We start from the raw sequence: 25,741 nt of genomic DNA, 5'->3' as shown, positions 1-25,741 counted from the left end.
TATAGCCACAAATGCCAATGTTCTAAGGCCACTTGATGAAAGAAGTGCTCCTCTCTGATCTCCTGGCCGGGGCCCTCTCGCGGGAATCCGAGCTGCCCTTGCAACGGCAGATCTACGAGATCGTGCGCCGCGGCGTGCTCGACCACACCCTGGTCGCCGGGCAACGGCTGCCGTCCTCGCGAGCGCTGGCTGAAGAGCTCGGGATTTCGCGCATTACGATCTCCCTGGCTTACGACAGGCTGATCGCCGAAAGCTATCTCACCGCCCGCGAGGGCAGCGGCACCTTCGTCGAACACACCGGCGAGCGTCCGCTGGCGGCGCCTTCCCCGGAAACGGCGGCCCGTCAGCGCCTGGGGCTGTCCACCCGCGGCGAAGTCACGGGCGGCGGCACGGGCGGACTGGGACAGCACACGGGCGCCTTCGTGCCGGGCATCGCGGACGCGACGCTGTTCCCTTTCCATGTCTGGAAGCGGCTGCTGTCGCGCCACCTGGGCAAATCCAACCTGGCGCTGGCGGGCTATTCCAAGGACGGTGCGGGCTTCGTGCCGCTGCGCGAGGCCATCGCGAACTACCTGCGCATTTCGCGCTCGGTCGTCTGCCAGCCGGAACAGGTCATCCTGACGGCCGGCACCCACCAATCCATCGACCTCTGCGCGCGCCTGCTTGCCGACACCGGCGACGCCGCGCTGGTGGAAAGCCCCTGCCACTGGGCCTTTCCGCCGCTGCTGACCGCCGCGGGCATCCGCGTGCAGCCCGCCCACGTCGACGAAGGCGGGCTGAATCTGTCCGCCAGCAAGGTGCCGAAGCGCGCGCGCCTCGTGATCAGCAGCCCTTCGCATCAATATCCCACCGGCGTCGTCATGCCGCTGGCGCGCCGCCTGGAACTGCTGCAAGCCGCGCGCGCAAGCGGACTGTGGATCATCGAAGACGACTACGACAGCGAATTCCGCTACGACGGCGCACCGATTCCGTCCCTGCAGGGCCTGGACACCGATGGCCGCGTCATCTACATGGGCACGTTCAGCAAGACCATGTTCGCCGGCCTGCGCATGAGCTACATGGTCGTTCCGGAACATATCGCGCACGCGTTCTCCAACGCCTGCGCGCGCATCTACCGGCCGGGGCACTTGCATCTGCAGGCCGCGCTGGCGGATTTCATGAACGACGGGCATTTTTCGCAGAACATCAAACGCATGCGGCTGGAATACGCGGAACGCCAGCGCCTGCTGCGGGAAGAACTGTTACGGCAGGTCGGCCCGATGGTCGAACTGTCGCAGGCCCGGGCGGGGCTGCACGTATACGCGCGCCTGTCACCGCAGGTGTCGGTGTCGCAGCTGGTCGCCCACGCGCAGGCCGAGAACATCGTGCTGGGCCAGCCCCACTTCCTGCCCGATCATGCCCAGGGCGACCGCAACGCCGTGGTGCTGGGCTATGGCGGCGTGCCGGGATCGCAGATCCCGGCTGGTGTGGAACGCTTCGCGCGCGCGCTTGACCGCGCCAGCAGCCCCTCGCCCGCAGCCCGGCCCAGACGCCGCCGCGCGGCGGCCTGAACGGGCCTCCGCGCGAGTCCTTGCCTACAGCTTGGCAAACACCTCGTCGGCCGCCTGCATCAACTGATCCGCGTTCTCCAGGCTGAACGGCAACTGCGGCCGCAGCTTGATGACGTTGCCGCGCAGGCCGGTAGCGCTCAGCAGCACGCGGTGTTCGCGCATCAGGTTCACGAATCGATGCGTCTCTTCGGTGGCCGGCGTTTTGGCCGCCTGGTCCTTGACCAGTTCGATGCCCATGAACAGGCCGTCGCCGCGCACATCGCCGATCCAAGAATGCTTGCGCGCCATCTCGCGGAACTTATCCCGCAGATAGGCGCCCGTGCGCGCCGCGTTGGCCTGCAGGCCTTCGTCCTGGATGACATCCAGCGTCGCCAGCGCCGCGGCGCAAGACACCGGATTGCCCCCGAACGTGTTGAAGTAGCGCGCATCGCGGCCGAAGCGCTCGAAGATCTCGGGACGCGCCACCACACCGGCTATCGGATGACCGTTGCCCATGGGTTTGCCCATGGTGACGATGTCGGGCACCAGGCCATGGCGCTGGAAGCCCCACATGCACGAACCGGTGCGCGCGAAACCCGCCTGCACTTCGTCGGCGATGAACAGCCCGCCGGCGGCGCGGATGGCCTCGACGGCGGGCGCCAGGAACGGCGCCGGATCGGTATAGACACCGTCGCTGGAGAAGACCGTATCCACCAGCAGCGCTGCCGGACGGATGCCATGGCGCAGCATATCGTCGATGGCCTCCTGCACCCGGGCGGCAAACCACACGCCGATCGTCGCGGGATCGTGCCGGTAGGTGTCGGGCGCGCTCACGGCACGCACGTCGACGCCCAACGGCACGGTCTTGCCCAGCGAGGGCGACACCGCGGCGACAGCGGCCGTAACGCCGTGGTAGGCCAGTTCCGTCACGATGACGCCGCTGGCGCCCGTATGGCTGCGCGCAATGCGCAACGCCAGGTCGTTGGCCTCGCTGCCGGTGCACGTGAACATCGCTTGCGACAGCGCGGACGGGAACGTGGCCACGAGGCGCTCGGCGTATTCCACCACGCCGTCGTGCAGATAGCGCGTGTGCGTGTTCAGCATCGCGGCCTGCTCGGCAATGGCCGCGACCACGCGCGGATGGCTATGGCCCACCGACGCCACATTGTTGTAGGCGTCCAGGTAGCGTTCTCCGCCAGCGTCGTAGAGCCACACGCCTTCGCCGCGCACGATGTGCAGCGGATTGTCATAGAACAGCCGGTAGGCCGTTCCGAGAACGCGCTGGCGCCGTTCGATCAGGGCGCGCTCGGCGGCGGGCAGGCTGCCGGCGGCAGCGGGGTCGAACGCGTTCAACATGGCCTTGTCTTTGCTCATGCAGGATTCTCCAAAGTGGCGCCGCAGGCCCGCGACAGAATGTCCCGGGCGCGCCCTTGCGGCAAGGCCGCCAGTCGCGCCAGGCCGATCCAGGCCGGGGCGTTGTTGCGCAGGATGTAGGTACGGTTTTCGGGGTGCTGCTTGGCTCGCCAGCCCGTGATGGCCACGGTAAGCAGCAGGCGCGCGGCAATCAGGTCCGGCAGCAGCGCGATCTCCGGATCCGTCAGCGGATTCATGCGGTGGTAGCGGGCCACGCACAGCGCAGCGCGATCCAGCGGGCTGGCCGAATCTTCCAGCAGGTACGAGCAGGCCACCGCAAGGTCCTGCACGAGCGGCGCCTGCACCATGTCGCCGAAATCGAGGATGGCCGAAATACGGTCGGGCTGCGCCGCGTCCACCAGGACGTTGTAGGGGTTCAGATCATTGTGGATGACCTGGCGGCGCAGGCCCGGCAGCGCCGGCCGCACATGCGCCATGAACCGCGCCAGGGTGCGCTCGGCCAGCGCGCGCTGGTCGGCGTCTTCGATGCCCGCCAGCAGATCCGCCACCTGTTCCGCGTGCTGCAGGTCCCACAGCAGCGTGTGGTCCGCAGTCGGATGCTCGAACCCCCGCAGGGCCAGATCGAAGCCTGCGAGCGCGTGGCCCAGAGCCTGCGCCTGCGACGCGCTGCGTGGGGTCCTGTAGAGCGGCGTGCCGGACAGAAAGGTGATCACCCGGATGGCGCGGCGCACGCCCGCCGGCCCGTCGTGCCAGTGCACGTAGCGGCCGTCGCGTGTCAACAGCAGGTGCGGCACCGGCAGGCTGCTGTCGGCACGCATCAGATGCAGCTGCGCCCGCGTCTGGAAGTCCGTCACCGCCGGATCCTCGGCGGGATGCGTGGCTTTCAGGACATAGGCGCTGCCATCGTCCAGGCGCAGGTGAAAATTCTGGTCGCGCTCGCTGCTGAGCAATTCCGCCTGGGCGCGCAGCCCGAAGACGTCCCAGGCAATCGCGCGGGCATCGTCGATGGTCAGTTTCGGGGCTTCGGCCGCAAAGAGCGCCTGTTCGGCCGTGGGGGTTGCGGTGCTGCGGATCGTCATGCGGCGATCTCTTCCAGGCCGCACCATTCGGCAATGAACAATGCGATGGTCTGCGTCACCTTGCGCACCGATTCCAGGTTCACCGATTCGTCGTTGCCGTGCGGCATGCGGCATTCCGGGCCGTAGACGATGGCCGGCGTATCCGCGTAGAGGCCATAGAACCGGGCGTCGGTCGCGGCCGAGGTGACGTATTCCTGCAGCGGTTCGTTGAAGACCGCCTCATGGCTGACCCGCAGCGCCGCCTCGACGTCCTCGGAATTCTTCAGTTCATAGCCTTCGGCCATGAAGCCGTGGTAGATCACCTTGGGCGGGTGCTTGGCGAGGAAGGGATCGCGCGCCGCCACTTCCGCGACGAACGCTTCGATCTCCGCGCGGGCGGCCTCCAGGCTCTGGCCCGGGAACACCGCGACGCGCATGTCGAAGGTGCACCAGGCGGGCACGCTGGAGGGCCAGTCGCCGCCGGCGATCTTGCCCAGGTTGAAGCGGATGGGATGCGGATGATTGCAGAAATGAGTGTGCTCGCATTTGCGGCCATTCCAGCGTTCTTCCAGTTCGTCCATCGCCTGGATCATGAAGATGGCTTTCTGGATGGCGTTGGCGCCCGCGCCCGAGAACGCCGCCGACGCGTGCTGGGGGTCGCCGTCGACCAGCACCTGGAACCACATGGGCCCGACCTGGGCGCGCATCAGCATCGGCAGCAGCGGTTCGGGAATGAATGCGGCATCGGCGCGGTAGCCGCGCTGCAGGCAGGCCAGCGCGCCGTTGCCGGTGCACTCTTCTTCCACCACGGATTGCAGGAACACGTCGGCCGCCGGCTGCAGCCCTACCCGGCGCAGCGCGTCCAGCGCCGCCATGCAGGCGATGAGGCCCGATTTCATGTCACCCGCGCCGCGTCCGTGCATCCAGCCGTCGATGATAGCGGGATCGTAGGGGTCGCGGCTCCATTGCGACCGGGGCCCCACGGGCACCACGTCGATATGGCCGTTCAGGATCAGCGACCGGCCCTGGCGGGTGCGCGAGCGGTGGGTGCCTACCACGTTGAACGCGTTGTCGTACGAGATGGCTACCGGCGAGAAACCCGGCATGTGCTTGATGGCGTCGATGTCGATCTGCCAGCGGTCCACGTCGTAGCCGCGCGCCGCGTACTGCGCCGCCATGAAATCCTGTGCGGCCGCTTCTTCGCCGCGCTGCGAGGGAATTCGGACCAACTGCGCCAGCGTATCGGTCTGGTCGGCATAGCCGTCATTGACGGCCGCGAGAATGCGCGCTTTCAGCGCTTGGGTCAGCTCGGGCATGGATGTTCCACGGTTAGGGACAATGCCAAAGATGATAGGGGTAATTGGCGCTAAGTAAGATAGCCAATCCCAAGCAGTTCATATAGCCACTTTTGGGCATTCCCCATGCGGAGTATCTGCGCCGGGATCTCATTCGTGCGCAGGGTCACTGATAGCGTTCGCGATAGCCCACCGGCGACATGCCGCAGTACTTACTGAAGATATCCCGAAACGCCTTCGTGTCGTTGTAGCCGACCTCGTACATCACTTCCGACACGCTCTTGCGCGAGGTCTCCAGCCGCTTCTTCGCCGCTTCGACACGGACCCGCTGCACGTATTCCACGATGCTGTTTCCGGTGGCCTGCCGGAACCGCCGTTCCAAGGTGCGGCGGCCCATCGCATGGCGGTCGGCCAGGTCTTCCACGGTGATCTTTTCCGTGTAGCGGCCTTCGATGTCATTCTGCACGGCGCGCACGACATCGTCGGCGTGGCCCTTCTGGCCCATGAACACCGAGAACGGCAGCTGGCTCTGGCGGCTCCAGTCCAGCTGGAAGTACTTGGCGCACCAGATGGCGGTGTCGCGATCCGTGTATTTCTCGATCAGGTGCAGCACCAGATGCGCGGCCGAAAACGCGCCGCCGCTGGTGTAGATGCCGTTGTCGGCCATGACGATCCGGTCGCAGACCCACTCCACGTTCGGGAACAGGCTGGCGTACAGGTTCTGCGCCACCCAATGCACCACCGCCTGCTGGCCGTCCAGCACCCCGCCCGCGGCCAGCAGGGCGGCGCCCATGCACAGGCTGGCGACTTCGCCGCCTTCGCGGTGGTGGCGGGACAACCAGTCGATGAGTTCACGATTCGACAGGACGGCGTCGGACACGGCGCCCAGCAGCGGCGGCGCGATGCAGATGTCGATGTCCGGCTGGTCGGCCAGCACCAGGTCGGCCTGCACCTTGATGCGGCCGTCGTCCAGGCTGACCTCGCGGGTCAGCGCCAGCGTGCGCACCTGGAACCGCGGTTCGCGGCCATGCGCCACCAGATATTCATTGGCCACCAGAAAGCCATGGCGCGCGGTTTCCAGGGAGGCGATATTGGCTCCCGTCGGCAAAAGGAAAGCGACGTTTTTCATCGCCGGGCAGCTCCGAAGATGCCCCCTGGGAAGAGGGCCAAAAACCCGCGCAGCGGATGCGGCGCGGCGGCGTTTTTCCAGACGCCAAGCATACGCCTGCCGACTGTCGCAATCCACCTGCAAGAATGTCGCAATCCCCTATCTGAAACCGCCCTCAATCCCGATACAGTGACATCTGCCGGCATCAAGGCCGGACGGCAGCGAGCGTGACCAGCGGGCATGCCTGACGCTGCTTAGAACAACACGGATCAAAGGAGTGGTTGATGGATAAGTACATAGATGGTTACCTGCTTGCCGTGCCCCGCGCCAAGCTGCCGACGTACAAGAACATGGCGGAACAGGCCATGGCCGTCTGGATGGAGCACGGCGCGCTGGACTACCGGGAATGCGTGGCGGAAGACATCGACAGGGAGGGCTTTGGCTCATTCACCGCGGCCGCGGGCGCCAAAGAGGACGAAACGGTGGTGTTCGCCTGGGTCGTGTTCGAAAACAAGGCCGAACGCGACCGGATCAACGCCCTCGTCATGGCGGATCCCAGATTGACCGGCATGTCCTGCGAAGGCATTTTCGATTTCAAGCGCATGTGCCTGGGCGGCTTCCATACCTTGGTCGGCAAATAAAAATCGGGCGGCCTGTCGAAATCGGCCGCCCTCGTTCGTCGTAGAGAAAGGAGGCGTCCGGACCGCATGGCATCCGGGCGCTCCGTCCCCCACTGATAGTCCACGATTCTGGAGACACACCATGGCTACGCCCGCAAAGAATCCCATCCCCGACGGCATGCACACGCTGACCGCGCACATCGTGTGCGAAGGCGCCTCGGATGCCATCGCCTTCTACAAGAAAGCCTTCAACGCCGAAGAGCTCGCGCGCTTGCCCGGGCCCAACGGCAAGATCATGCATGCCGCCATCCGTATCGGAGATTCCGTGCTGATGCTGATGGACGACTTCCCCGAATGGGGCAGCCTGGGCGCCAAGGCGCTGAAAGGCTCCCCGGTGACGCTGCATCTGTACATGAAAGACGTGGACGCGGCGATGAAGCAGGCCGTGGCGGCCGGCGCCACCGTGACGATGCCGGTGGCCGACATGTTCTGGGGCGACCGCTACGGCCAAGTCGTGGACCCCTTCGGCCACCGCTGGTCCATCGCCACGCATCAGTTCGATTATTCGCCCGAGGAAATCCAGCAGAACATGGCGAAGATGGGCGAAATGACCGGCTGCGGCGACCCGGCCGCCAAGCCGTAACGGCGGCTTACTGCGAATACGGCCCCAGGAAATCCAGCTTGCCGATTTTCACGCCGGCATTGCGCAAGATCGCGTACGCGGTCGTGACGTGAAAATAGAAGTTGGGCAGCGCGAACGTCAGCAGGTAGTCCTCACCGGTGAACTCCGGCTTGAAGTCGCCGAAGTTCACGACGACCTTGCGGCTTTCCGCGCCGTCCACCTGTTCGGGCGTCACGCTTTGCAGGTAGGCGATGGTGTCGGCGATGCGCTGCTGCAACTGCGCGAAGGTCGTCTCTTCATCCGGAAACTTCGGGGCCTGCCCGTGAGACAGGCGCTGCACGGCGAACTTGGCGGCGTCGCTGGCGCGCTGGATCTGGCCTGACAGGGGATACATGTCGGGCGCCAGGCGCGCATTGACGAGCGAGGCGGGGTCGAGCCCTTCCGCCTGGGCATGGGCGACCGCCTTTTCCAGCAGGTCGGCCAGCACGGTCATGCCGCGAACGAAGACAGGCACGGACGCCCGATAAATAGAGAGGGACATAGCTAATATTTCCAGAAAAGCCAGCCTGGGCGAAGCACGCGCTCCGCCTGCGTCAGGAATGCGGCGATCTTACGCCGCGCCCCGCTGTTTCCCCAGCCGGCGGCCTCGACAACTGCATTCCCGATTCGCGAACAATGGTGCCTACGGCGGTGATTGGCCGGCGCCCGTCCGACGCAAGCCCTGGAAGAATCGCCACACCAGCGCCGAGGCATCGGGGCCGCCGCGCGCGTGGTACTTCACCGAAGCATCCCCGCCGCTCCAGGCGTGCTCCAGCCGCGTGATTTCACATAGGCGCAAGATCGTCTTGCGTCCGCGCAGCAAATCCACGCGGCGGTACGCCTTGTCGGTGCCCAGCCCCAGCACGCGCTCGACCGGCACGTCTTCCGGGCGCAGGTCGTTCAACGCGCGGAACTGTTCGAACAGTTGCTTGCCGTTGCGGGGCGCCACCGCCGGATCCAACTGGCCTTGCAGAATCAACGCGGGCATGCCCAGACGGAATACAGCGGGGTTGGCCACGCCTTCCAGCAACGGCAGCAAGGGCTTGAGACTGCCGCGCCGCATGGTGCCGATGCCGCCCGTGGCGCTATGGGCATCGCCCACGACCGGGCCGGAATGCATGGCCACGGCGGCGATCAACGCAGGATGCCGCAATGCCACCAACGCCGCCATGCCCGCCCCCGCGGACAGGCCCGCGATGTAGACCCGCTCCGGGTCCAGTCCGTGCCGCGCGACTTCCGATCGGATCAGCGCCGCGATCAGGTCGGCCTCGGCACCCCCATGCTGGTCATCGGGCTGGAACCACCGCCAGCAGCGCTGGACCTGACGCGTCATGGATTGCTGCGGGTACAGCACCATGAAACCGCCTGCGTCGGCCCACTGATTCATGCGCGTGCCGCGGGCAAATGCCAGTGACGTCTGGCGGCATCCATGCAGCATCACCACCAGCGGCATGCCGGCGCGTGGCGCAGATACCGGGGTGTAGCGCGCGAAGGTCAGTTGACGCCCCGCGCCGTCAGAGAATTGCCGCGACGATTCCCAACGGCCGCCGCCCAATGAAGGCGCGGCCGGCTGGCGGGGCGTGGCGGCCGGCGGCGCCGGCTTGGCTGCCGCCTTGCGTGCCGACGTGGTTCGCTTCCTGGCGGCCTTGGGGGCTGCCATGCGCATCGCGGCGCGCTGGAGTTTGCTTAGTTTCTTTGCGGCTTTGAAAAACAGGCTGGTAAAACTGCGCGCCATTGCTAGGCCTCGGCCAGTAAACCTTCTCGACTTCGCGTCGGCGTCTAGACGCCGCGGGGCCGCTCGCTGCGGCACGCCGGCCATCGCGCCCGCAAGGTCACGGACGCCTGGATCTCAGAATCTTGGAGCCGGGCCGGGACCGCCCGTCAACAATTGCAGACAGGAGATCAACGCAACGGCGATCGTAAGGATGGACAATACCCTGACCACTTTACTGGAGTCGGGACGCGTCAACATGGCTGTCATCCGCGTAACGATGTATGCCCCAACCATAAGGCCAATTGCCGGAATCATCGGTGCCTCCCCTAAGAGTTTCTGTTGCGGCCGCGCGGTCGCGCAGTTCGCGGACGCGAGCCCGGGAAAAAGAACGTACACCGCCTCTGCGGACGGATTTATTTCTGCGTGAAATGTATCACAGAGTAACTTCGCAGCCGCGCATTGCTACGCGCCGACCCCTTGTGCGATTTGCACAAGATCAAGCCGGCCCGCATCAATCGCTCCCAACTGCGCGCGGCCGCTTGAGCGCGCCGCGCAAAGCGCCTATGGTGGAAGCCTTGCACCAACACAACAAGACGCATTCATGTTTCCCAACGACAGACCCCAGACCCTGGGCGAAGAAATCGCCAACACCATCAGCCATGGGGTGGGTGCGGCAGGCGCCCTCGCCGCTGCGCCCTTCCTGATCATTGCCGCCGTCCGCCAGGGTGACGCCGCCTTCATCGCGGGGGCCGCCGTCTTCGCGGCATCGATGTGCCTGCTGTACCTGGCCTCCACCATCTACCACGCGCTGCCGCTATGCCGCGCCAAGCAGATCTTCAACGTGCTGGACCATTCGGCCATCTACCTGCTGATCGCCGGCACCTACACACCGTTTGCGCTGGGCGCGCTGCGCGGCCCGTGGGGCTGGACCCTGTTCGGCCTGGTCTGGGGGCTGGCCCTGCTGGGCGTGGGGCTGAAGGCCAGCAAGCGCCTGAATCGCCCGGCCGTCTCGACGGGCCTCTACCTGGCGATGGGCTGGCTAGTGATCATCGCCGTGAATCCGCTGATCGAACGCGTGCCCACGGGCGGGTTGTGGTGGCTGGTGGCCGGCGGCCTGGCCTACACGGGCGGTGTGGTGTTCTTCGTGTTCGACAACCGCTGGCGCTACAGCCACTTCATCTGGCACCTGTTCGTGCTGGCCGGCACCGTGTGCCATTTCTTCGCGGTGCTGTGGTACGCGGCCTGACGCGCCGTCAACGGCGGCGGGCCGCGCCCGCCTCCGGCATCGCCAGCAGCCCCCGCTTCATCAACCCGCGCACACCAGGCACCAGCAGCGAACCGCCGAACAGCAGGTCGCGCCACAAGCCCGGGCCCGACGACTGGAAACACGGCGTCAGGGCGCGGCTCAGCGTCTGATACATGCGCGACGGCAGCAACCGGCTGCGCGCATAACGCCCCGGCCCCTCGGCGGCGCCGTACTGTCCCAGCGCGCGGGCCAGCGCCAGCGCGTCCAACACCGCCAGCGTCGCGCCCAGCCCCAATTGCGGGCTCATCGCATGACCGGCGTCCCCCACCGCACAGTAGGGTCCGGCGGCCAGTCCGCGCGGCCACGTGTGGCGGTAGGTGGCCACGGACAGATCCTCATGCCGGGACACCTGGTCCACGACCGGCGCGGCTTCGGGCCACAACGCCAGCAACTGATCTTTCCACTGCCCGATCGGCGCGGCGCGCCAAGCGGGCAAGGCATCATGGCGGATGCTCCAGAACAGTGACAGGCGCACGCCCTGCGGTCCGATGTCGGTAGGCAGCAGCCCCATCATCTGACGCGTGCCGCGAAAGCGCTGCAAAAGCTGCGTGGCCCCCGGCCAGTCCGGCGCCCAGAACTGCCCCCACAGCGCGCCCCATCGGTAGACGCGGGACTTGCTGGCCAATCCCACCTGTTCACGCAGCGCGGACGCCGCGCCATCGGCCACCACGAACACGTCGAAGGTGGATTCCGCCTGGCTGGCGCCGTCGCCATGGACCACACGCGCCCTGCCCGCCTGGTTGTCCAGCGTCTGGACAGGACAGCCGAACGAAAACGCGACGCCCGCACGCCGGCAGGCGTCGAACAGCACGCCGCCCAATGCCGCCCGGGTCACCGCGCGAGCGCCATCACCCGCGTAATCGATATCGACAACGCGCCAGCCGCGATGCGACACCCCCAGCAGGCGGTCGATCGGCGCGCCCACATTCAGCGCGGCCACGTCCACCCCAAGCGTACGCAGCGCGCGCACGCCGGGCGGCTGCAGCAGCAGGCCCGCGCCCAGGGTCGTGAAACCCGGGTGCTTTTCAAAGACGCGCACCTGATGCCCGGCCTGCGCCAGGGCGAGCGCAGTCGCCAGCCCGGCGCTGCCGGCGCCGGCGATCCCAACGGAAAGCGGTGATTGCGACAAGGTCATGGAATCCGTATCGGCGGTCGGCCCGTCACGGGCCGACATTCGTGCGGCGATAGTACCAACACACTAGTCCTGCCGCAGGTACTCCGTCGGGGGGCTGCCCAGCACGCGGCGAAACATCGTGGAGAACGCCGCCGGGCTTTGATAGCCGAAGTCCAGTGCAATGGTGGTAACCGGCTGCCCGGACGCCAGGCGCGCCAGCGCCAGCACCACACAGGCGCGCTGCCGCCACGCCGAAAAGGACATGCCCGTCTGCTGCCGGAAGTGGCGGCTGAAGGTGCGCAGGCTCATGTGCAAGCGGTCGGCCCATGCCTGGGGCGGCACACGCGCATCGGGCGCGGCGATGAAGGCGCGGCACAGCGAGGCCAGGCGCTTGTCTTGCGGCAGTGGAATATGCAGGGGCAGCACGGGCGCGCGATCGACCTCGTGCAGCAGCAAGGCCGCCAACGCGCCGTCACGGCCGTCCGGCTCATAGGCGGCAGGCATGTCCACGGCTTCCAGCAGCAGTTGCCGCAACAGCGGCGACACCTCGATCACCTCGCAGGCGCCGCGATCCGCGCGCGCGGCGCCGGGCTCGATGTACGCGCTGCGTGTGCTGACGTCCAGCATGCGCACCTGGTGCGTCACGCCCGCGGGTATCCACACGGCGCGCTGCGGAGGCACCACCCAGTTGCCGTCGCGGGTCTCCACCTGCATGACGCCGGTGGCGCCGTACAGCAGCTGCGCGCGCCGGTGCGCGTGGGCCGGCAGCAACTGGCCAGGCGGATAGTCGTTGCCGATGGCGACCACGGCGCGGTCCAGCGAATCGTAGCGGTCGATATGGGTATTGCGCATGGCGGACAGAGAGCAACCCGGCAGGCTTGGCCGAAATACGAACATTATTGACCAATCCTATAAAGCAGGCCAATACCGGCCGCCGTATCGTGACGCCTTCTCTGCGAAAGGATGGGCGGCATGCTTTATCTCGTACTGGCTTTGTTCGGCTGCGTAAGCGGCGTCACCACGGTCCTGTTCGGTTTCGGCGGCGGCTTTGTCGTGGTGCCGGTGCTGTACGGCGTGCTCACCGCTACGCACGGCGCGGGCGACGCCATCGGCCAATCCGCCATGCATATCGCGGTGGCGACGTCCACCTGCGTCATGATCGTGAATTCCATCGCCGCAACGCGCAAGCATCAGCGCGCCGGCAACATCGTGCGTGCCTACGTCTGGCCGCTGGCCGGCTTTATCGCCGTGGGCGCCCTGCTGGGCGCGTGGGCCGCGACCCGCGCCAGCGGCGACCTGGTGCGCTGGATCTTCATCGCCTACCTGGGCGTGACGATCCTGGACTGCCTGCTGCGCCAAGGTTTCCTGGCGCAGCAGCATGCGACGCAGGCGCCGCAGCCCTTGGGACAGGGCGTCGTGGTGGGCGGCGGCGTGGCCATCGGCGCCATCGCCACCTTCCTGGGGGTGGGCGGCAGCGTGATGACCGTGCCCTTGCTGCGCCGGCGCGGCCTGCCCATGGCCAAGGCGGCGGCAATGGCCAACCCGCTGACGCTGCCGGTGGCCATCGTGGGCACGCTTGCGTACATGGCGGCGGCGCGCGACCTGCAGGCCGCGCTCGCGCCGTGGATCGTCGGCTATGTCGATCTGCTGGCGTTCGCGGCATTGGCCCTGGGTTCGCTGGCAGGCATCCGGCTGGCCGCGCCGTTGATTCCCCGCATTCCCGACCGCTTGCACGCCCGCGTCTACGTCTTGCTGCTGGCGCTGGTGATGCTGAGCATGGTGCTGATCTGACCGTTCGGCACGCGAACCGCGCTGCAACGCACAAACCTAAAGACACATCGCGACCAGCAGCGACTACGAAACCGCGCAAAACGTATCCGCGGCCGCCCCAGGGGCGACCCTCCCACGCCGCGCTTGGATCTCGTGGCCTGCCGACACAGGAAAACACATCGCGAAACTTGTCCCACGGCACGTCCCGTCGTCATCATGGTCGGACATTCAACCGGAACAAGGAGGTTTCATGCAGCGTTCCACTTACGCATTCCTATCCGCCGCCATTCTGACGACGGCGCTGTCCGGTGCCCCCGCCCTGGCGCAGAACGCCAGCCAGCCGCCGGCTCAACCGCAGATGGCCCCCGCCATTTCGCAACCCACCGACCAGCAGCTGCAACGCTTCGCATCGGCATCGCAGAAGGTGTCCGGCGTGGTTGACGAATACCGCCCCAAGGTCGACGCCGCGAAGTCGGACGACGCCAAGCAGAAGGTGGTGCAGGAAGCGGACGCCAAGATGGTGCAGCTGGTGCGTGCGGACGGACTGACCGTCGAAGAATTCAATGGCATCGGCCAGGCCGTGCAGCAGGACCCGCAGTTGAAGCAGCGGGTCATGAACATGAGCCAGGGCGCGCCGAAGTAACCCAGGGCCGGACCGGGGATTGTCCGGCCTGCGCCACGCGTCTTCGGGCGCGTGGCGCTTTTTCTTGCGCGCCGCAACGCGCCGGACGCGTTATCCTGACTGCCGTCTTTATCCACTGGCACGTCCAAGGAGCACGGCATCTTGAACCCGGATCTCACCCTGTACGATTTGGCCGGCGCCGACGCGTCGCTACGCTTCAGCCCGCATTGCTGGAAAACGCACATGGCGCTGGCCCACAAGGGCCTGTCCGCCAAGACCGTGCCCTGGCGCTTCACCGAAAAGGAAGCGATCGACTTTTCCGGCCAGAAGCTTGTTCCCGTGCTGGTGCACGACACACATGTCGTCAGCGATTCGTGGCAGATCGCCTGCTATCTGGAAGACACGTTTCCCGAGCGGCCGTCATTGTTTGGCGGCGCGGGCGGGCGCGCCGTCACCCTGTTCACGAACGCCTGGGCGGATGCCACGCTGGTGCCGGTACTGGCGCGCCTGCTGCTGCCCGCCATCCACGGCCTGATCCATGAGAAAGACGTGGACTACTTCCGCGCATCGCGCGAAAAGCGCTTCGGCAAGCTGGAAGACCTGCCTGCGGGCTACGCCGACCAGATCGCGGCGTTGCGGGCGGCGCTGCTGCCGCTGCGCCTGACGCTCGCCAAGCAGCCCTACCTGGCGGGCGGCCAGCCTGGCTATGCCGACTACGCGGTGTTCGGCATGTTCATGTGGGCCCGCTGCACCAGCCCGCTTGTGCTGCTGGCAGACGACGACCCCGTCCATGCCTGGCGCGAACGGCTGCTTGATGCCTTTGACGGCATGGCCCGCCGCGCGCCGGTAGCCCCTGGCTGATCAGGTCTTCAGCCGGTAGCCCGTCTTAAAGATCCAGCGTACGCCGATCAGGCAGGCCACGAGGAACACCAGCGTCATACCGACGCTGACGCCCACGCTGACATCAGACACGCCGTAGAACGCCCAGCGGAAGCCGCTGACCAGGTAGACCACCGGGTTGAACAAGGTGGCGGTCTGCCAGAAAGGCGGCAGCATCTTGATGGAATAGAAGGTGCCGCCCAGGAAGGTCAGCGGCGTGATGATCATCAGCGGGATGATCTGCAGCTTCTCGAAGCCATCGGCCCACACGCCGATGATGAAGCCGAACAGGCTGAACGTGACGGCCGTCAGCACCAGGAAGCCCAGCATCCAGATCGGGTGCGCGACCTCGAACGACACGAACAGGCGCGCCGTGGCCAGCATGATCAGCCCCAGGATGATGGACTTGCTGGCGGCCGCCCCCACGTAGCCCATGACGATCTCCACGTACGAGATGGGCGCCGAATGGATTTCGTAGATGGTGCCCGAGAACCGCGGCATGTAGATGCCGAAGGACGCGTTGGCGATGCTTTGCGTCAAGAGCGACAGCATGATCATGCCCGGCACGATGAACGCGCCGTAGCTGACCCCGTCGATCTCGACCATGTGCGAACCGATGGCCGAACCGAACACCACGAAGTACAGCGACGTGGAGATGACCGGCGACAACACGCTTTGCATCAGCGTGCGCCAGGCCCGGGCCATTTCAAACAGGTAGATAGCGCGGATGGCGTAGAAGTTCATGATTGACCGTGTACCAGGCTGACAAAGATATCCTCAAGCGAGCTTTCCGATGAATTCAGGTCGGTGAATTCGATCTGTAGCCGGCTCAGGTCGTGCAGCAGCTGGGAAATCTGGCCGCCGCCCTGGTTGTCGTAGGTGTAGACCAGCTTGTAGCCATCGCTGGACAAGTCCAGCTGATAGGCGTCCAGCGCGATCGGGATGCCCGGCAACGGCGCTTTCAAGGTCAGGCTGAGCTGGCGCTTACCCAGCTTGGCCATCAGCGCGTCCTTTTCTTCGACCAGGATGATCTCGCCCTTGCGGATCACGCCGATCCGGTCGGCCATTTCCTGCGCTTCTTCAATGTAGTGCGTGGTCAGGATGATGGTGACGCCGCTTTCACGCAGCCGCCGCACCATTTCCCACATGCCGCGGCGCAGCTCCACGTCCACGCCCGCGGTGGGCTCGTCCAGGAACAGGATGGCCGGTTCATGCGACAGCGCCTTGGCGATCATGACGCGGCGCTTCATGCCCCCGGACAACGCCATGATGCGGCTGTCCTTCTTGTCCCACAAGGACAGGTCGCGCAGCACCTTTTCGATGTAGGCGGGGTTGGCCGGCTTGCCAAAGAGGCCACGGCTGAACGTGACGGTGTTCCAGACGCTTTCGAACGCGTCGGTGGAAATCTCTTGCGGCACCAGGCCGATCTTGGAGCGCGCGGCGCGGAAGTCCGACACGATGTCGTGGCCGTCAGCCAGTACGCGGCCATCGCTGGGATTGACGATGCCGCAGATGATGCTGATCAATGTCGTCTTACCCGCGCCGTTCGGCCCGAGCAAGGCGAAGATCTCACCGCGCTGAATTTCCAGGTTGACGCTCTTGAGCGCCTGAAACCCTGAAGCGTATCGTTTGGATAAGCCCTGAACTGATATAACCGGCTGCACACGAGCCCCCGACGTGATCGATAGCCGGAGATTTTACCCGCCACGCCGTTACAGCTTGTTCGGCGTGGCGGAACGCAGTGTTCCCGTTTCAGGGATTAACGCCCCCAGCGCAGCACCAGGGGGTCCAAGCGGCGGGCGGTTTCCAGGAGGCCCTGGCGGACCTCCGGGCGCATGGGCGGGAACGGGTGCCGGGGCGCCTCGCAATCGATCACGCCGCCGGCCTTCATCAGCGCTTTGGCGGTGAGGATGCCGCCCTGCCGGTTTTCGTAGTTGATCAGCGGCAACCAGCGCTCGTACAGGCGGTAGGCCTCATCGCGGCGGCCCGCGCGGTGTGCCTCGATGATGGGGCGGATGCCGTCGGCAAAGCCGCCGCCCGTCATGGATCCGGTGGCGCCCGCGTCCAGGTCGGGCAGCAGCGTGATGGCCTCCTCACCGTCCCAAGGCCCCTCCACCGCCGCCCCGCCCAGCGCGATCAGGTCGCGAAGCTTGGAAGCCGCGCCCGCAGTTTCGATCTTGAAGTACGACACCTGCTGGATCTCGCGCGCCATCTTGGCCAGCAGCGCGGCGGACATCGGCGTGCCCGCCACCGGCGCGTCCTGGATCATGATGGGAATGTCCACCGCGTCCGACACCTGCTGGAAGAAAGCCTCGACTTGCGCTTCGGGCACGCGGATCGTCGCCCCATGGTAGGGCGGCATGATCATCAGCATGGCCGCGCCCTGGTCCTGCGCGCGCCGGCTGCGCGCCGCGCATACCTGGGTGCTGAAGTGCGTGGTCGTGACGATGACGGGCACGCGGCCCGCCACGTGATCCAGGATGGTCCGCGTGAGCACCTCCCGTTCTTCGTCCGACAACACGAACTGTTCGGAAAAGTTCGCGAGGATGCACAGGCCGTCCACCCCCGAGTCGATCATGAAGTCCACCGCCCGCTTCTGGCTGGGCAGGTCCAGTTCGCCCGTCTCGGTAAACGGGGTGGGCACCACGGGGAAGATGCCGCGGTAGCGCGGCGTGGGGGTCGTGGGGGTCGTTGTCATCCGCGGGCCTATTCGATGATGTTGAAATCGTTCAGGTACTCGGTCTTCAGCGTCAGCCCCAGGCCCGGCTTATTGTCGTCCAGGTCGATGAAGCCCTCTTTGGCCACCGGCTCGCCGTCGAAGATGTAGTAGAACAGCTCATTGCCGACTTCCACGTCGAACATCGGGAAATACTCGCTCATGGGCGAGGCCAGCGTGCTCATGGTGAGGTGGTAGTTGTGCATCTGGCCGGCGTGCGGGATGACCGGCACACTGTAGGCCTCGCACAGCGCATTGATCTTGTGCGCCGCCGTGATGCCGCCCACGCGGTTCGTGTCGTACTGCACGACCGACACCGCCTTCCTGTCCAGCAGCTGCTTGAACCCGTAAAGCGAGAACTCGTGCTCGCCGCCCGAGATCGGGATCGACGTCAGCTGGTTCAGTTCGGCGTAGCCGTCGACATCATCGGCGATGACGGGCTCTTCCAGCCAGCGGGGCTCGAACTTCTCAAGCTTGGGCAGGATGCGCTTGGCGTATTCCAGGTTCCAGCCCATATAGCATTCCAGCATCAGGTCCGTGTCGTACCCGATGACTTCGCGCACGGCCTCGACCGACTTCAGGTTCTCGACCACGCCCTTCTGCAGATGCGCCGGCCCGTAGCCGAAGCGCATCTTGAACGCGGTGAACCCCTGGTCCAGATAGGTCTGCGCCTCGTCCTGCATCGCCTTCAGGTCGGTGCGGTACAGCTTGGAGTAGTAGACGGGGATCTTCTCCTTGGTGCGGCCGCCCAGCAGCTTGAAGACGGGCTTGTTCACCGACTTGCCCAGAATGTCCCAGATGGCGAGATCGATGCCCGATATCGCCGCCATCGTCACGCCCTTGCGGCCCCAGGCGTGCGTGGCCCGGTACATGCGCTGCCACAGGTATTCGTAGTCCCACGGGTCCTGCCCCACGACCAGCGGCGCCAGGTACTGGTCGATGATGGCCTTGGCCACGCGCGGGGCCAGCGCCACATTGCCCAGGCCCACGATGCCGTCATCGGTTTCCACTTCGACGACGGTCCAGCCGTGGAAGCGGAACGTGCTCATGGTTTCCTGCTTGGAATACAGCAGGTCCATGGCGTTGGAGCAGAAGTTGCCCTGGGGCGGCACGGTCTTGCCGGTCCATTCGAAAACACGGGCGCGGACGGATTTGATCTTCATGTCGGGTTCCTACTTGGAAGACGGGAAACGGTGCGATACGCCCATGCGGCAGGCAATCTGGAAGGCTTGCCAGGTGGCCTCCACGTTGGCGCGGCCCTGGCCCGCGATGTCGTAAGCGGTGCCGTGCGCAGGCGTGGTGATGGGAATCGGCAGGCCGCCCTGCACCGTCACCCCGCGCGCGAAGCCCAGCAGCTTGATCGCGATCTGCCCCTGGTCGTGGTACATGGTGACGATCGCCTGGAACTCGCCGGCCTGCGCTCTCAGGAAGATGGTGTCGGCGGGGAACGGTCCCTGCACGGGCAACCCCTCCTCGTTCAGCTGGCGCACGGCGGGCGCGATGATGTCGACCTCTTCGCGGCCGCACGTGCCGCCGTCGCCGCCGTGCGGATTGAAGGCGGCCACCGCCACCCGCGGCGCGGCGATGCCGTTAGCCTCGAGCGACCGGTAGATCAGCCGCGTGGCCGCCTTGATGCCGTCGATGCTGAGCGCCGCTGCGGCGTCCTTCAGCGGAATATGCGAGGAAACCCGCGACGTCCACAGCTCGCCCAGCGTGTTGAATTCACAGAAGTAGCCGGTGACGCCCAGGTACTGCGCGAAGTGGTGCAGTTCGTCGTCGTGCTTCAAGCCGCCCAGCTTCATGGCGAACTTGTTCAACGGCGCAAAACAGATCGCATCCACATGCCCGGCGCGCGCCGCATCCATGCAGGCATCCAGCACGCGCAGCACCGATGCGCCGCCCGCCGCCTGGGGCTGGCCCACGGTGACCTGGTCGGGCCGGATCGTATCCATCTCCAGCCACGCCGGCACGCAGGTGTCCGGCCGGTTGCGCACCGCCTCGATGCTGTCCACCGCCTGGGTCTCCACTTGAACGCCCGCCACGCGCTGGCCTTCGCGCCATAGCCAGGCATCGCCCACCAGCACGATGTTGGCGCGTTGGCAGGCCTCCGGCTTGGCAAGCAGGCGGGCGATCAGTTCGGCGCCGATGCCGGCGGGGTCGCCCAGGGTCAGGGCAATAACGGGTTGCGGTTGCGGGTTCATGCTGGGCTCATTCCACGGAAATGTTGTTCTTCTTGATGATGCCGGCGTAACGCTGGTTCTCGGTCTTGTGAAACTGCGCGAACTGTTCCTGGCTCATCGGGGTGATGTCCGCGCCGATCGCCAACAGGCGGGTCTGCGTTTCAGGCAGCGCCAGGATCTGGTTGACGTCGTCATGGATGCGTTTCTGGATGGCGGCGGGCGTGGCGCTGGGCATGTAAATGCCGTACCAGGCGCTCATCTCGACGCCGGGCACGCCGGCCTCGGCCATCGTCGGCACATCCGGCAGTTGGGCGTTGCGACGGGCGCTCAGCACCGCCAGCGCGCGCACCTTGCCGCTTTTGATGTGGGGGATGACGGACGACGCGGTCTCGAAGGCGATCTGCACCTGACCGCCCATCAGGTCCACCATGGCCGGGCCGCTGCCGCGGTACGGGATGTGCGTCATCTGCACGCCGGTGGCGTCCTTGAACAGCTCCGCCGCGATGTGCTGGGTGCTGCCGGAGCCACTGCTGGCGAAGTTGTATTCGCCCGGCTTGCTTTTGAGCAGCGCGATCAGTTCCTGCACCGATTTCGCGGGCACCTGGTTGTTGACGACCAGGATGTTGGGCACCGCGCCCACGAACACCACGGGCGTCAGGTCGCGGTCATTGTCGTAGCCCAGCTTCAGCAGATGGGGCGCAATCGCGTGGGCCGTCGACACGCCCATCACCATGGTGTGGCTGTCCGCCGACTTTGCGGCCAGATCCGCCGCCAGCGTGTTGGACGCGCCGGGCTTGTTCTCGACCACGACCGTCTGCTTGAGCATGGGCCCCAGCTTGTCGGCCACGGCGCGCGCCATGGCGTCGGTGCCGCCGCCGGGCGCCGATCCGACCAGCAGGCGCAGCGGTTTGGTGGGCCAATCTGCCGGTTGCGCCTGGGCGTGCGCCGGGCCGGGGGCCATGACGGACAGGCACAGGGCGCCCGCCGCCATCGCGGCCAATACGCGAATCTTCATGGTTGTCTCCTTGATGAATTCTTTGCCGCTGACGGGCAATTTGTTGTGAATGCATCTTAGGGAGAAGCTCCGTTTCCGTAAAATGAAACTTTCGCACCAATCGTTCACCTGAGGCGATCAATCATGGAACGCAACCTGAATGTCCCTGCCCTGTTGGCCAGGCTGCGCATGCGGCAGGTCGTGCTGCTGCTTGCCATCGACGACCGCGGCACCCTGCGCGCGGCCGCGCAGCAACTGAACATGACCCAATCCGCCGCCAGCAAGATGCTGCACGAGCTGGAATTGGCGCTGGGCCAGCCGCTGTTCGAGCGCGTGGGCCGCGGCCTGGCGCTGACACCCGCGGGCGAGTGCGTCATGGGCCATTTCCGCGGCATGCGCGGAACGGTGTCGTCGTTGGCCCGCGAATTGGATGAACTGCGGCTGGGCAGCGCCGGCAAGCTCTTCATCGGCAGCATCATGGCGGCCTCTCCCGGCCATCTGACCGATGCGCTGCTGCGGCTGAAACAGACGTACCCGCTGTTGGCCGTGGAAATTTCCACCGGCACCAGCGACCTGCTGATTGCGCAGTTGAACGAAGGCAAGCTGGATGTGGTGATTGGCCGCATGCTGACCCTGTCGGACCGCAACTACCTGTTCCGCCCGATCGGCGACGAGGCCTTGTCCGTCATTGCGGCGGTGGATCATCCGCTGGCCCGCAAGCGGCGTGTCGCTTTCGACGCGATGCAGGCCTATCCCTGGATCCTGCAGCCGCAAGGCAGCCCGATGCGTGACGTGATCGAACATGAATTCCGGTCCCACAACACGGCCTTGCCGCCGGGGTTGATCGAGTCCGCCTCCATCCTGACCACCACCAACCTGGCGATGAAGTCGCAGATGTTGGGCGTGATTCCGGAATCGGTCGCCAGCCGGTATGCACGCCACGGGCTGCTGGCGATCCTGCCCTACCAGATCCGGCAGTCGCTGGCGGCGTTCGGCAGCATCGTCCCGCGCGACCGCCCCTTAAGCGCGGCGGGGCAGCACTTTGTCGACTTACTGCATGAAAATGCGTGAAGATAGGCGCCTGTTAGGGAAAAAATAGACGCTGAGAGCAGTACAATCGAGCATTGCGCGATTCGCGCGTTTCACCTGAGGTACACCCGTGAGTGCATTGCCCGCCTGTCCGAAATGCCAATCCGAATTCACCTACGAGGATGGCGGCGGCTACGTCTGCCCGGAATGTGCGCATGAATGGTCGACGCAAGACGCCACGGCCTCGGACGACGACGCCCGCGTCTACCGCGATTCAGCCGGCAACGTCCTGCAGGACGGCGACACCATCACCGTCATCAAGGACCTGAAACTCAAGGGGTCGGGCGGGGTGATCAAGATGGGCACCAAGGTCAAAGGCATCCGCCTGGTCGACAGCGACCACGACATCGATTGCAAGATCGACGGCTTCGGCCAGATGAGCCTGAAGTCGGAGTTCGTCAAGAAAGTATGACGCGGCGCCCGCCAGATTGGCGGGCCCCCTGTCTCTCAGCCCCAGTCTTTCCCCCCCCTCCTCCCGTTCCACAGGGAGGCCGAGGGATTACAGCGGGTCTTCCTCGGCCGCTTTCGGCATCAGGTAGGCCGTCAGCGTGCTGGACAAGCCGGCCATCACCCACAACACGAAGAACGACACCGTGTAGAAGCCCATGCGCCCCGTGGGCACGTGCCCGAAGATCGCCACGTCCAACGGATCGATCAGCGCAAAGATCAGGGCGCTGCCCGCCGCAGCCGCCAGGAACGACGGCCACAGTATCCACATCAATGAACGCAAGCCCATTTGTGTCCTCCCATCAGGGATTGGCGCGCGCGGCTTCGCCGGTCTTGGGCGCCGCCTGCTCGATCACCAGGCCGCGCTTGACCACGCCTTCCAGGATCGGCTCGTGCGTGAAGTTGCTGTAGGCGAAGTAGATCGTGATGAAGCACCCGATCATGGCCGCGAACGGGCCAGCCATCAGGATCCAGGGCCACGGTTCGTAGTACCAGGGCTTGGGCGGCGGAGCGGATTGTGCGAGGGTCATGAGGTTCGTCCTTTACGTATTCAATCGGGCACGTAGAAGCTGGCGGGTTCGTCGGTTTCGATCGGATGGTTTTCGCCGTCGTGGCCGCGCGCGCGCAGCGTGATGGCATGCGCGCCTGGCGTGGCACCGGCAGGCGCCCGGATCACCATCGGAACCAGCTTGTTGGCGGCGGGTTCCACTTCAACCACGTCCGACCCCTGCTGGCCCGTCATCACAGCCAGTCCCGGCATGCCGTCTGCAGACAGGCGCAGGCGCATGGCGGTGTCAGACGTGTTGATGATCTGCAGGCGGTAGACGTTCTCGATCTGCCCGCCCGCCACTTCCCGACCCAGCGCGCCGCGGTCGCGGATGACGTCCACCCGCAAGGGGTTGCGCATCGCCAGCGACGCCACGAACGCCACCGCCATGATCAGGATCAGCGTGCCGTAGATCAGCACGCGCGGGCGCAGCAGATGCGAACGCGCGCTTTTGGCGGACAGGCCATCCTGCATGGCGCGGTCCGACGTGTAGCGGATCAGGCCGGGTTCATACTGCATCTTGTCCATGACCTGTTCGCACGCATCGATACAGGCGCCGCAGCCGATGCACATGTACTGCAGGCCGTCCCGGATATCGATGCCGGTGGGGCAGACCTGCACGCACAAACTGCAATCCACGCAGTCACCCAGGCCGGCGGCCTTGTGGTCCACCTTGCGCGAACGTCCGCCCCGCGGGTCGCCGCGACGCTTGTCGTAGGTAACGACAAAGGTGTCGGGGTCCACCATCACGCTCTGGAAGCGGGCGTAGGGGCACATGTATTTGCACACGGACTCGCGCATGAAACCGGCGTTGCCCCAAGTGGCGAAACCGTAGAACAGCATCCAGAACCATTGCCACGGCCCCAGCTGCAAGGCGAACAGCTCATGGCCCAGTTCGCGGATCGGCGCGAAGTAGCCGATGAAGGTGGACCCCGTCCACCAGGCCAGCGCGATCCACAAGAAGTGCTTGGTGATCTTCAGGCGAGCCTTGCGCCAGGTCCATGGGGATTCGTCCAGACGGATGCGCGCGATGCGGTCGCCTTCGACCTTGCGCTCGATCCACATGAAGATTTCGGTGTAGACCGTTTGCGGACAGGCGTAACCGCAGAACAGCCGGCCCGCCACGGCGGTGAAGAGGAACAGCGCCAGCGCCGAGATCACCAGCAGCACGGCTAGGTACACCACGTCCTGCGGCCACAGCACCAGACCGAACAGGTAGAACTTGCGTGCGCCCAGGTCAAACAGCACGGCCTGCCGGCCGTTCCATTGCAGCCAGGGCAGCCCGTAGAAGATCAGCTGGGTGATAAAGACGAAGGCGATACGCCAGCGGGCGAAGATGCCACTAACGGATCGCGGATAGATCTTGCTGCGCACACCCGCCAGGGTCTGCTCCAGCGTTTCCTGGCCGGGACGCGGCGGCCGCGTATACGGTTGCCAGGGCGGCGGGTCTCCGCCAGGCGGCGTGCCGACGCTTGCGGTTGACCCATCTTCCATTTGCTGCTCCGTACGGTAAGTCCAATGATGTGGGGGCCGCGAGACGCGCCCCCCACCTAAGCCCTGCTGTTCGCCTTACTTCGCCGCGGTAGCCGCAAGCGGCGCGGCCGGTGCCGCCGCGCCCTTCTCCGCGGCTGCCGGCTTGTTGTTCGACAGGCCCCACACCCACGCCGTCAGCACCTTGATCTGCTCGGGGTTCAGGATGTGCTCGTGCGCCGGCATGCGGTTGTCGCGGCCGTCCAGGATCGTCTTGACGATCGAGGCTTCCGAACTGCCGTACAGCCAGACGTCGTCCGTCAGGTTGGGCGCGCCCAGCAACGGGTTGCCCTTGCCGTCCACGCCGTGACAGGCCACGCAGAAATTGGCGAACTCGCGCTTGCCCCGGAACACGCGGATGTCGTCCGACGTCAAGCCCGACAACGAGCGCACGTACTGGGCGATGTCGCCGGCGGTCTTGGCGTCGATCGCCGCTTTCCAGGGCGGCATCACGCCGTGACGGCCCTTGGTGATAGTCTCCATGATGGTTTCCGGCGAACCGCCATACAGCCAGTCGCCATCGGTCAGGTTCGGAAAGCTGGGGCCGCCCTTCGCATCAGAGCCGTGGCATTGCGCGCACGTATTCAGGAACAGGCGCTGGCCCATTTCCAGAGCGGCCGGGTCCTGGGCCACCTGCGGCACGGTCATGGTCTCGAAGCGCGCGTAGATCGGGCGCACGGCCTCGGCCATCTTGGCCTGGTGGCGCGCGACTTCTTCCGTGCTGCTGTAGCCCAATTGGCCCTTGTACGAACCCAGGCCGGGCATGAAGAACAGGTAGCCCAGCGCGAACACGCACGCCAGCAGGTACATCCAGGTCCACCACGTGGGGACCGGGTTGTTGAGCTCGGTCAGGTCGCCGTCCCAGACGTGGCCGGTGTCTTCGACCTGGCCGTTGGCCGGCTTGTTGGTGAGCCAACGGCGCTGCGTGTACAGCAGCCACACGCACCAGACCACGCCGCCCACGGCGACGACCGAGATGAAATACCCCCAGAAGCCATTAACGAAATCGCTCATGACCGATTCGCTCCATCTTGTTGTGCCTGGCCGAACTCGTCGGGCAGGGCGAACGGCAGCATGGCCGATTCGCGGTTGGCGCTCTGGCGGCCGCGCGAGCAGGCCCACCAGACGATGCCGAAAAAGGTTGCCATCGAAATGGCGGTGACGATCGCGCTCAGGTAGCCCACCATG

At 65.8% G+C, this 25,741-nt stretch carries 28 protein-coding genes; 9 read left to right on the top strand and 19 right to left on the bottom strand.

All coding sequences use genetic code 11. The features are described 5' to 3' along the window. The first annotated feature begins 35 nt into the window (after positions 1 to 35). Positions 36 to 1,550 carry a MocR-like pyridoxine biosynthesis transcription factor PdxR gene (gene pdxR / locus AC3WMU_RS01440; RefSeq protein ID WP_492281676.1) on the top strand — a complete coding sequence of 505 codons (1,515 nt, stop codon included), beginning with the start codon at positions 36 to 38 and terminating at the stop codon, positions 1,548 to 1,550. Positions 1,551 to 1,574: 24 nt separating this feature from the next. On the opposite strand, the gene AC3WMU_RS01435 is transcribed toward pdxR, so the two are convergent. The 4 genes from AC3WMU_RS01435 to AC3WMU_RS01420 all read right to left on the bottom strand — a co-directional run bounded on the left by AC3WMU_RS01435 (position 1,575) and on the right by AC3WMU_RS01420 (position 6,385). Beyond that, a complete protein-coding gene (locus AC3WMU_RS01435) occupies positions 1,575 to 2,903 on the bottom strand; it encodes an aspartate aminotransferase family protein (RefSeq protein ID WP_280029590.1) in 1,329 nt (442 codons plus the stop codon). Continuing rightward, a complete protein-coding gene (locus AC3WMU_RS01430; protein ID WP_280029591.1) occupies positions 2,900 to 3,982 on the bottom strand; it encodes a phosphotransferase in 1,083 nt (360 codons plus the stop codon). The genes AC3WMU_RS01435 and AC3WMU_RS01430 overlap by 4 nt, the downstream gene beginning before the upstream one ends. Next, the gene (locus AC3WMU_RS01425; protein WP_492281675.1) at positions 3,979 to 5,277 is read right to left on the bottom strand and encodes an ArgE/DapE family deacylase; all 1,299 of its coding nucleotides are present in this window, start codon (positions 5,275 to 5,277) and stop codon (positions 3,979 to 3,981) included. Before AC3WMU_RS01425 ends, AC3WMU_RS01430 begins: the two co-directional genes overlap by 4 nt. 145 nt (positions 5,278 to 5,422) lie before the next feature. Further along, positions 5,423 to 6,385 carry a GlxA family transcriptional regulator gene (locus tag AC3WMU_RS01420; protein WP_424624900.1) on the bottom strand — a complete coding sequence of 321 codons (963 nt, stop codon included), beginning with the start codon at positions 6,383 to 6,385 and terminating at the stop codon, positions 5,423 to 5,425. A gap of 263 nt (positions 6,386 to 6,648) precedes the next feature. Here AC3WMU_RS01420 and AC3WMU_RS01415 point away from each other — a divergent pair, with 263 nt between their 5' ends. After that, a complete protein-coding gene (locus AC3WMU_RS01415) occupies positions 6,649 to 7,005 on the top strand; it encodes a DUF1428 domain-containing protein (protein WP_424624899.1) in 357 nt (118 codons plus the stop codon). A 121-nt stretch (positions 7,006 to 7,126) separates the two neighbouring features. Continuing rightward, positions 7,127 to 7,627, top strand: coding sequence for a VOC family protein (locus AC3WMU_RS01410; RefSeq protein WP_280029598.1), 501 nt, complete (start codon positions 7,127 to 7,129; stop codon positions 7,625 to 7,627). 7 nt (positions 7,628 to 7,634) lie between these two features. Here AC3WMU_RS01410 and AC3WMU_RS01405 read toward each other — a convergent pair whose 3' ends face one another. Both AC3WMU_RS01405 and AC3WMU_RS01400 read right to left on the bottom strand, forming a co-directional pair. Then, on the bottom strand, positions 7,635 to 8,147 hold the full coding sequence (locus AC3WMU_RS01405) for a DUF1993 domain-containing protein (RefSeq protein ID WP_492281674.1): 513 nt from the start codon (positions 8,145 to 8,147) through the stop codon (positions 7,635 to 7,637). 141 nt (positions 8,148 to 8,288) lie between these two features. After that, positions 8,289 to 9,305 carry an extracellular catalytic domain type 1 short-chain-length polyhydroxyalkanoate depolymerase gene (locus AC3WMU_RS01400; RefSeq protein ID WP_234704809.1) on the bottom strand — a complete coding sequence of 339 codons (1,017 nt, stop codon included), beginning with the start codon at positions 9,303 to 9,305 and terminating at the stop codon, positions 8,289 to 8,291. Between the two features lie 655 nt (positions 9,306 to 9,960). Between AC3WMU_RS01400 and trhA the strand changes: the two genes are divergently transcribed. Beyond that, positions 9,961 to 10,605, top strand: coding sequence for a PAQR family membrane homeostasis protein TrhA (gene trhA / locus AC3WMU_RS01395; RefSeq protein WP_088588960.1), 645 nt, complete (start codon positions 9,961 to 9,963; stop codon positions 10,603 to 10,605). Positions 10,606 to 10,612: 7 nt separating this feature from the next. On the opposite strand, the gene AC3WMU_RS01390 is transcribed toward trhA, so the two are convergent. Both AC3WMU_RS01390 and AC3WMU_RS01385 read right to left on the bottom strand, forming a co-directional pair. Beyond that, positions 10,613 to 11,839, bottom strand: a complete 1,227-nt coding sequence (locus tag AC3WMU_RS01390) for an FAD-dependent oxidoreductase (RefSeq protein ID WP_492281673.1) — start codon at positions 11,837 to 11,839, stop codon at positions 10,613 to 10,615. A 24-nt stretch (positions 11,840 to 11,863) separates the two neighbouring features. Next, positions 11,864 to 12,631, bottom strand: coding sequence for an AraC family transcriptional regulator (locus AC3WMU_RS01385; protein ID WP_035213546.1), 768 nt, complete (start codon positions 12,629 to 12,631; stop codon positions 11,864 to 11,866). A gap of 120 nt (positions 12,632 to 12,751) precedes the next feature. Between AC3WMU_RS01385 and AC3WMU_RS01380 the strand changes: the two genes are divergently transcribed. The 3 genes from AC3WMU_RS01380 to AC3WMU_RS01370 all read left to right on the top strand — a co-directional run bounded on the left by AC3WMU_RS01380 (position 12,752) and on the right by AC3WMU_RS01370 (position 15,032). Then, positions 12,752 to 13,570: a sulfite exporter TauE/SafE family protein gene (locus AC3WMU_RS01380; RefSeq protein ID WP_492281672.1), complete on the top strand. Its 819-nt coding sequence runs from the start codon at positions 12,752 to 12,754 to the stop codon at positions 13,568 to 13,570. Between the two features lie 229 nt (positions 13,571 to 13,799). Next, positions 13,800 to 14,192: a DUF4168 domain-containing protein gene (locus tag AC3WMU_RS01375; RefSeq protein WP_006225712.1), complete on the top strand. Its 393-nt coding sequence runs from the start codon at positions 13,800 to 13,802 to the stop codon at positions 14,190 to 14,192. Positions 14,193 to 14,333: 141 nt separating this feature from the next. Then, entirely contained in the window at positions 14,334 to 15,032 is a 699-nt protein-coding gene (locus AC3WMU_RS01370; RefSeq protein WP_492281671.1) for a glutathione S-transferase family protein, read from the top strand. Here the strand turns inward: AC3WMU_RS01370 and AC3WMU_RS01365 are convergent, their stop codons facing one another. The 6 genes from AC3WMU_RS01365 to AC3WMU_RS01340 form a co-directional block, all read right to left on the bottom strand. Continuing rightward, positions 15,033 to 15,794, bottom strand: coding sequence for an ABC transporter permease (locus tag AC3WMU_RS01365; protein ID WP_006225709.1), 762 nt, complete (start codon positions 15,792 to 15,794; stop codon positions 15,033 to 15,035). Then, a complete protein-coding gene (locus tag AC3WMU_RS01360; RefSeq protein WP_492281670.1) occupies positions 15,791 to 16,714 on the bottom strand; it encodes an ABC transporter ATP-binding protein in 924 nt (307 codons plus the stop codon). The genes AC3WMU_RS01365 and AC3WMU_RS01360 overlap by 4 nt, the downstream gene beginning before the upstream one ends. A 95-nt stretch (positions 16,715 to 16,809) precedes the next feature. Continuing rightward, positions 16,810 to 17,748: a dihydrodipicolinate synthase family protein gene (locus AC3WMU_RS01355; protein WP_006225707.1), complete on the bottom strand. Its 939-nt coding sequence runs from the start codon at positions 17,746 to 17,748 to the stop codon at positions 16,810 to 16,812. A gap of 8 nt (positions 17,749 to 17,756) precedes the next feature. Further along, positions 17,757 to 18,929 (bottom strand): L-rhamnonate dehydratase, encoded by a 1,173-nt coding sequence (locus tag AC3WMU_RS01350; protein WP_006225706.1) that lies wholly within the window; start codon positions 18,927 to 18,929, stop codon positions 17,757 to 17,759. A gap of 9 nt (positions 18,930 to 18,938) precedes the next feature. Next, on the bottom strand, positions 18,939 to 19,967 hold the full coding sequence (locus tag AC3WMU_RS01345; RefSeq protein ID WP_492281669.1) for a 4-hydroxythreonine-4-phosphate dehydrogenase PdxA: 1,029 nt from the start codon (positions 19,965 to 19,967) through the stop codon (positions 18,939 to 18,941). A 7-nt stretch (positions 19,968 to 19,974) separates the two neighbouring features. Continuing rightward, positions 19,975 to 20,961 (bottom strand): Bug family tripartite tricarboxylate transporter substrate binding protein, encoded by a 987-nt coding sequence (locus AC3WMU_RS01340; protein WP_315135490.1) that lies wholly within the window; start codon positions 20,959 to 20,961, stop codon positions 19,975 to 19,977. Positions 20,962 to 21,084: 123 nt separating this feature from the next. Here AC3WMU_RS01340 and AC3WMU_RS01335 point away from each other — a divergent pair, with 123 nt between their 5' ends. Continuing rightward, entirely contained in the window at positions 21,085 to 22,011 is a 927-nt protein-coding gene (locus tag AC3WMU_RS01335; RefSeq protein ID WP_006225703.1) for a LysR family transcriptional regulator, read from the top strand. A gap of 88 nt (positions 22,012 to 22,099) precedes the next feature. Beyond that, a complete protein-coding gene (locus AC3WMU_RS01330) occupies positions 22,100 to 22,441 on the top strand; it encodes a zinc ribbon domain-containing protein YjdM (protein ID WP_006225702.1) in 342 nt (113 codons plus the stop codon). Between the two features lie 87 nt (positions 22,442 to 22,528). Here AC3WMU_RS01330 and AC3WMU_RS01325 read toward each other — a convergent pair whose 3' ends face one another. The 5 genes from AC3WMU_RS01325 to AC3WMU_RS01305 all read right to left on the bottom strand — a co-directional run bounded on the left by AC3WMU_RS01325 (position 22,529) and on the right by AC3WMU_RS01305 (position 25,740). After that, a complete protein-coding gene (locus tag AC3WMU_RS01325; RefSeq protein WP_006225701.1) occupies positions 22,529 to 22,765 on the bottom strand; it encodes a hypothetical protein in 237 nt (78 codons plus the stop codon). Positions 22,766 to 22,778: 13 nt separating this feature from the next. Next, entirely contained in the window at positions 22,779 to 23,006 is a 228-nt protein-coding gene (locus tag AC3WMU_RS01320; protein WP_492281668.1) for a FixH family protein, read from the bottom strand. A gap of 20 nt (positions 23,007 to 23,026) precedes the next feature. Then, positions 23,027 to 24,517 carry a cytochrome c oxidase accessory protein CcoG gene (gene ccoG, locus AC3WMU_RS01315; protein WP_006225699.1) on the bottom strand — a complete coding sequence of 497 codons (1,491 nt, stop codon included), beginning with the start codon at positions 24,515 to 24,517 and terminating at the stop codon, positions 23,027 to 23,029. Positions 24,518 to 24,592: 75 nt separating this feature from the next. Continuing rightward, complete coding sequence (gene ccoP / locus AC3WMU_RS01310; protein WP_006225698.1) at positions 24,593 to 25,567, bottom strand: cytochrome-c oxidase, cbb3-type subunit III; 975 nt, start codon at positions 25,565 to 25,567, stop codon at positions 24,593 to 24,595. Beyond that, entirely contained in the window at positions 25,564 to 25,740 is a 177-nt protein-coding gene (locus tag AC3WMU_RS01305; protein WP_006225697.1) for a cbb3-type cytochrome oxidase subunit 3, read from the bottom strand. The genes ccoP and AC3WMU_RS01305 overlap by 4 nt, the downstream gene beginning before the upstream one ends. Position 25,741: the final 1 nt, after the last annotated feature.

Source organism: Achromobacter sp. FW305-C-13 (genome assembly GCF_058783475.1).
This window is presented reverse-complemented; position numbering and strand designations above follow the sequence as displayed.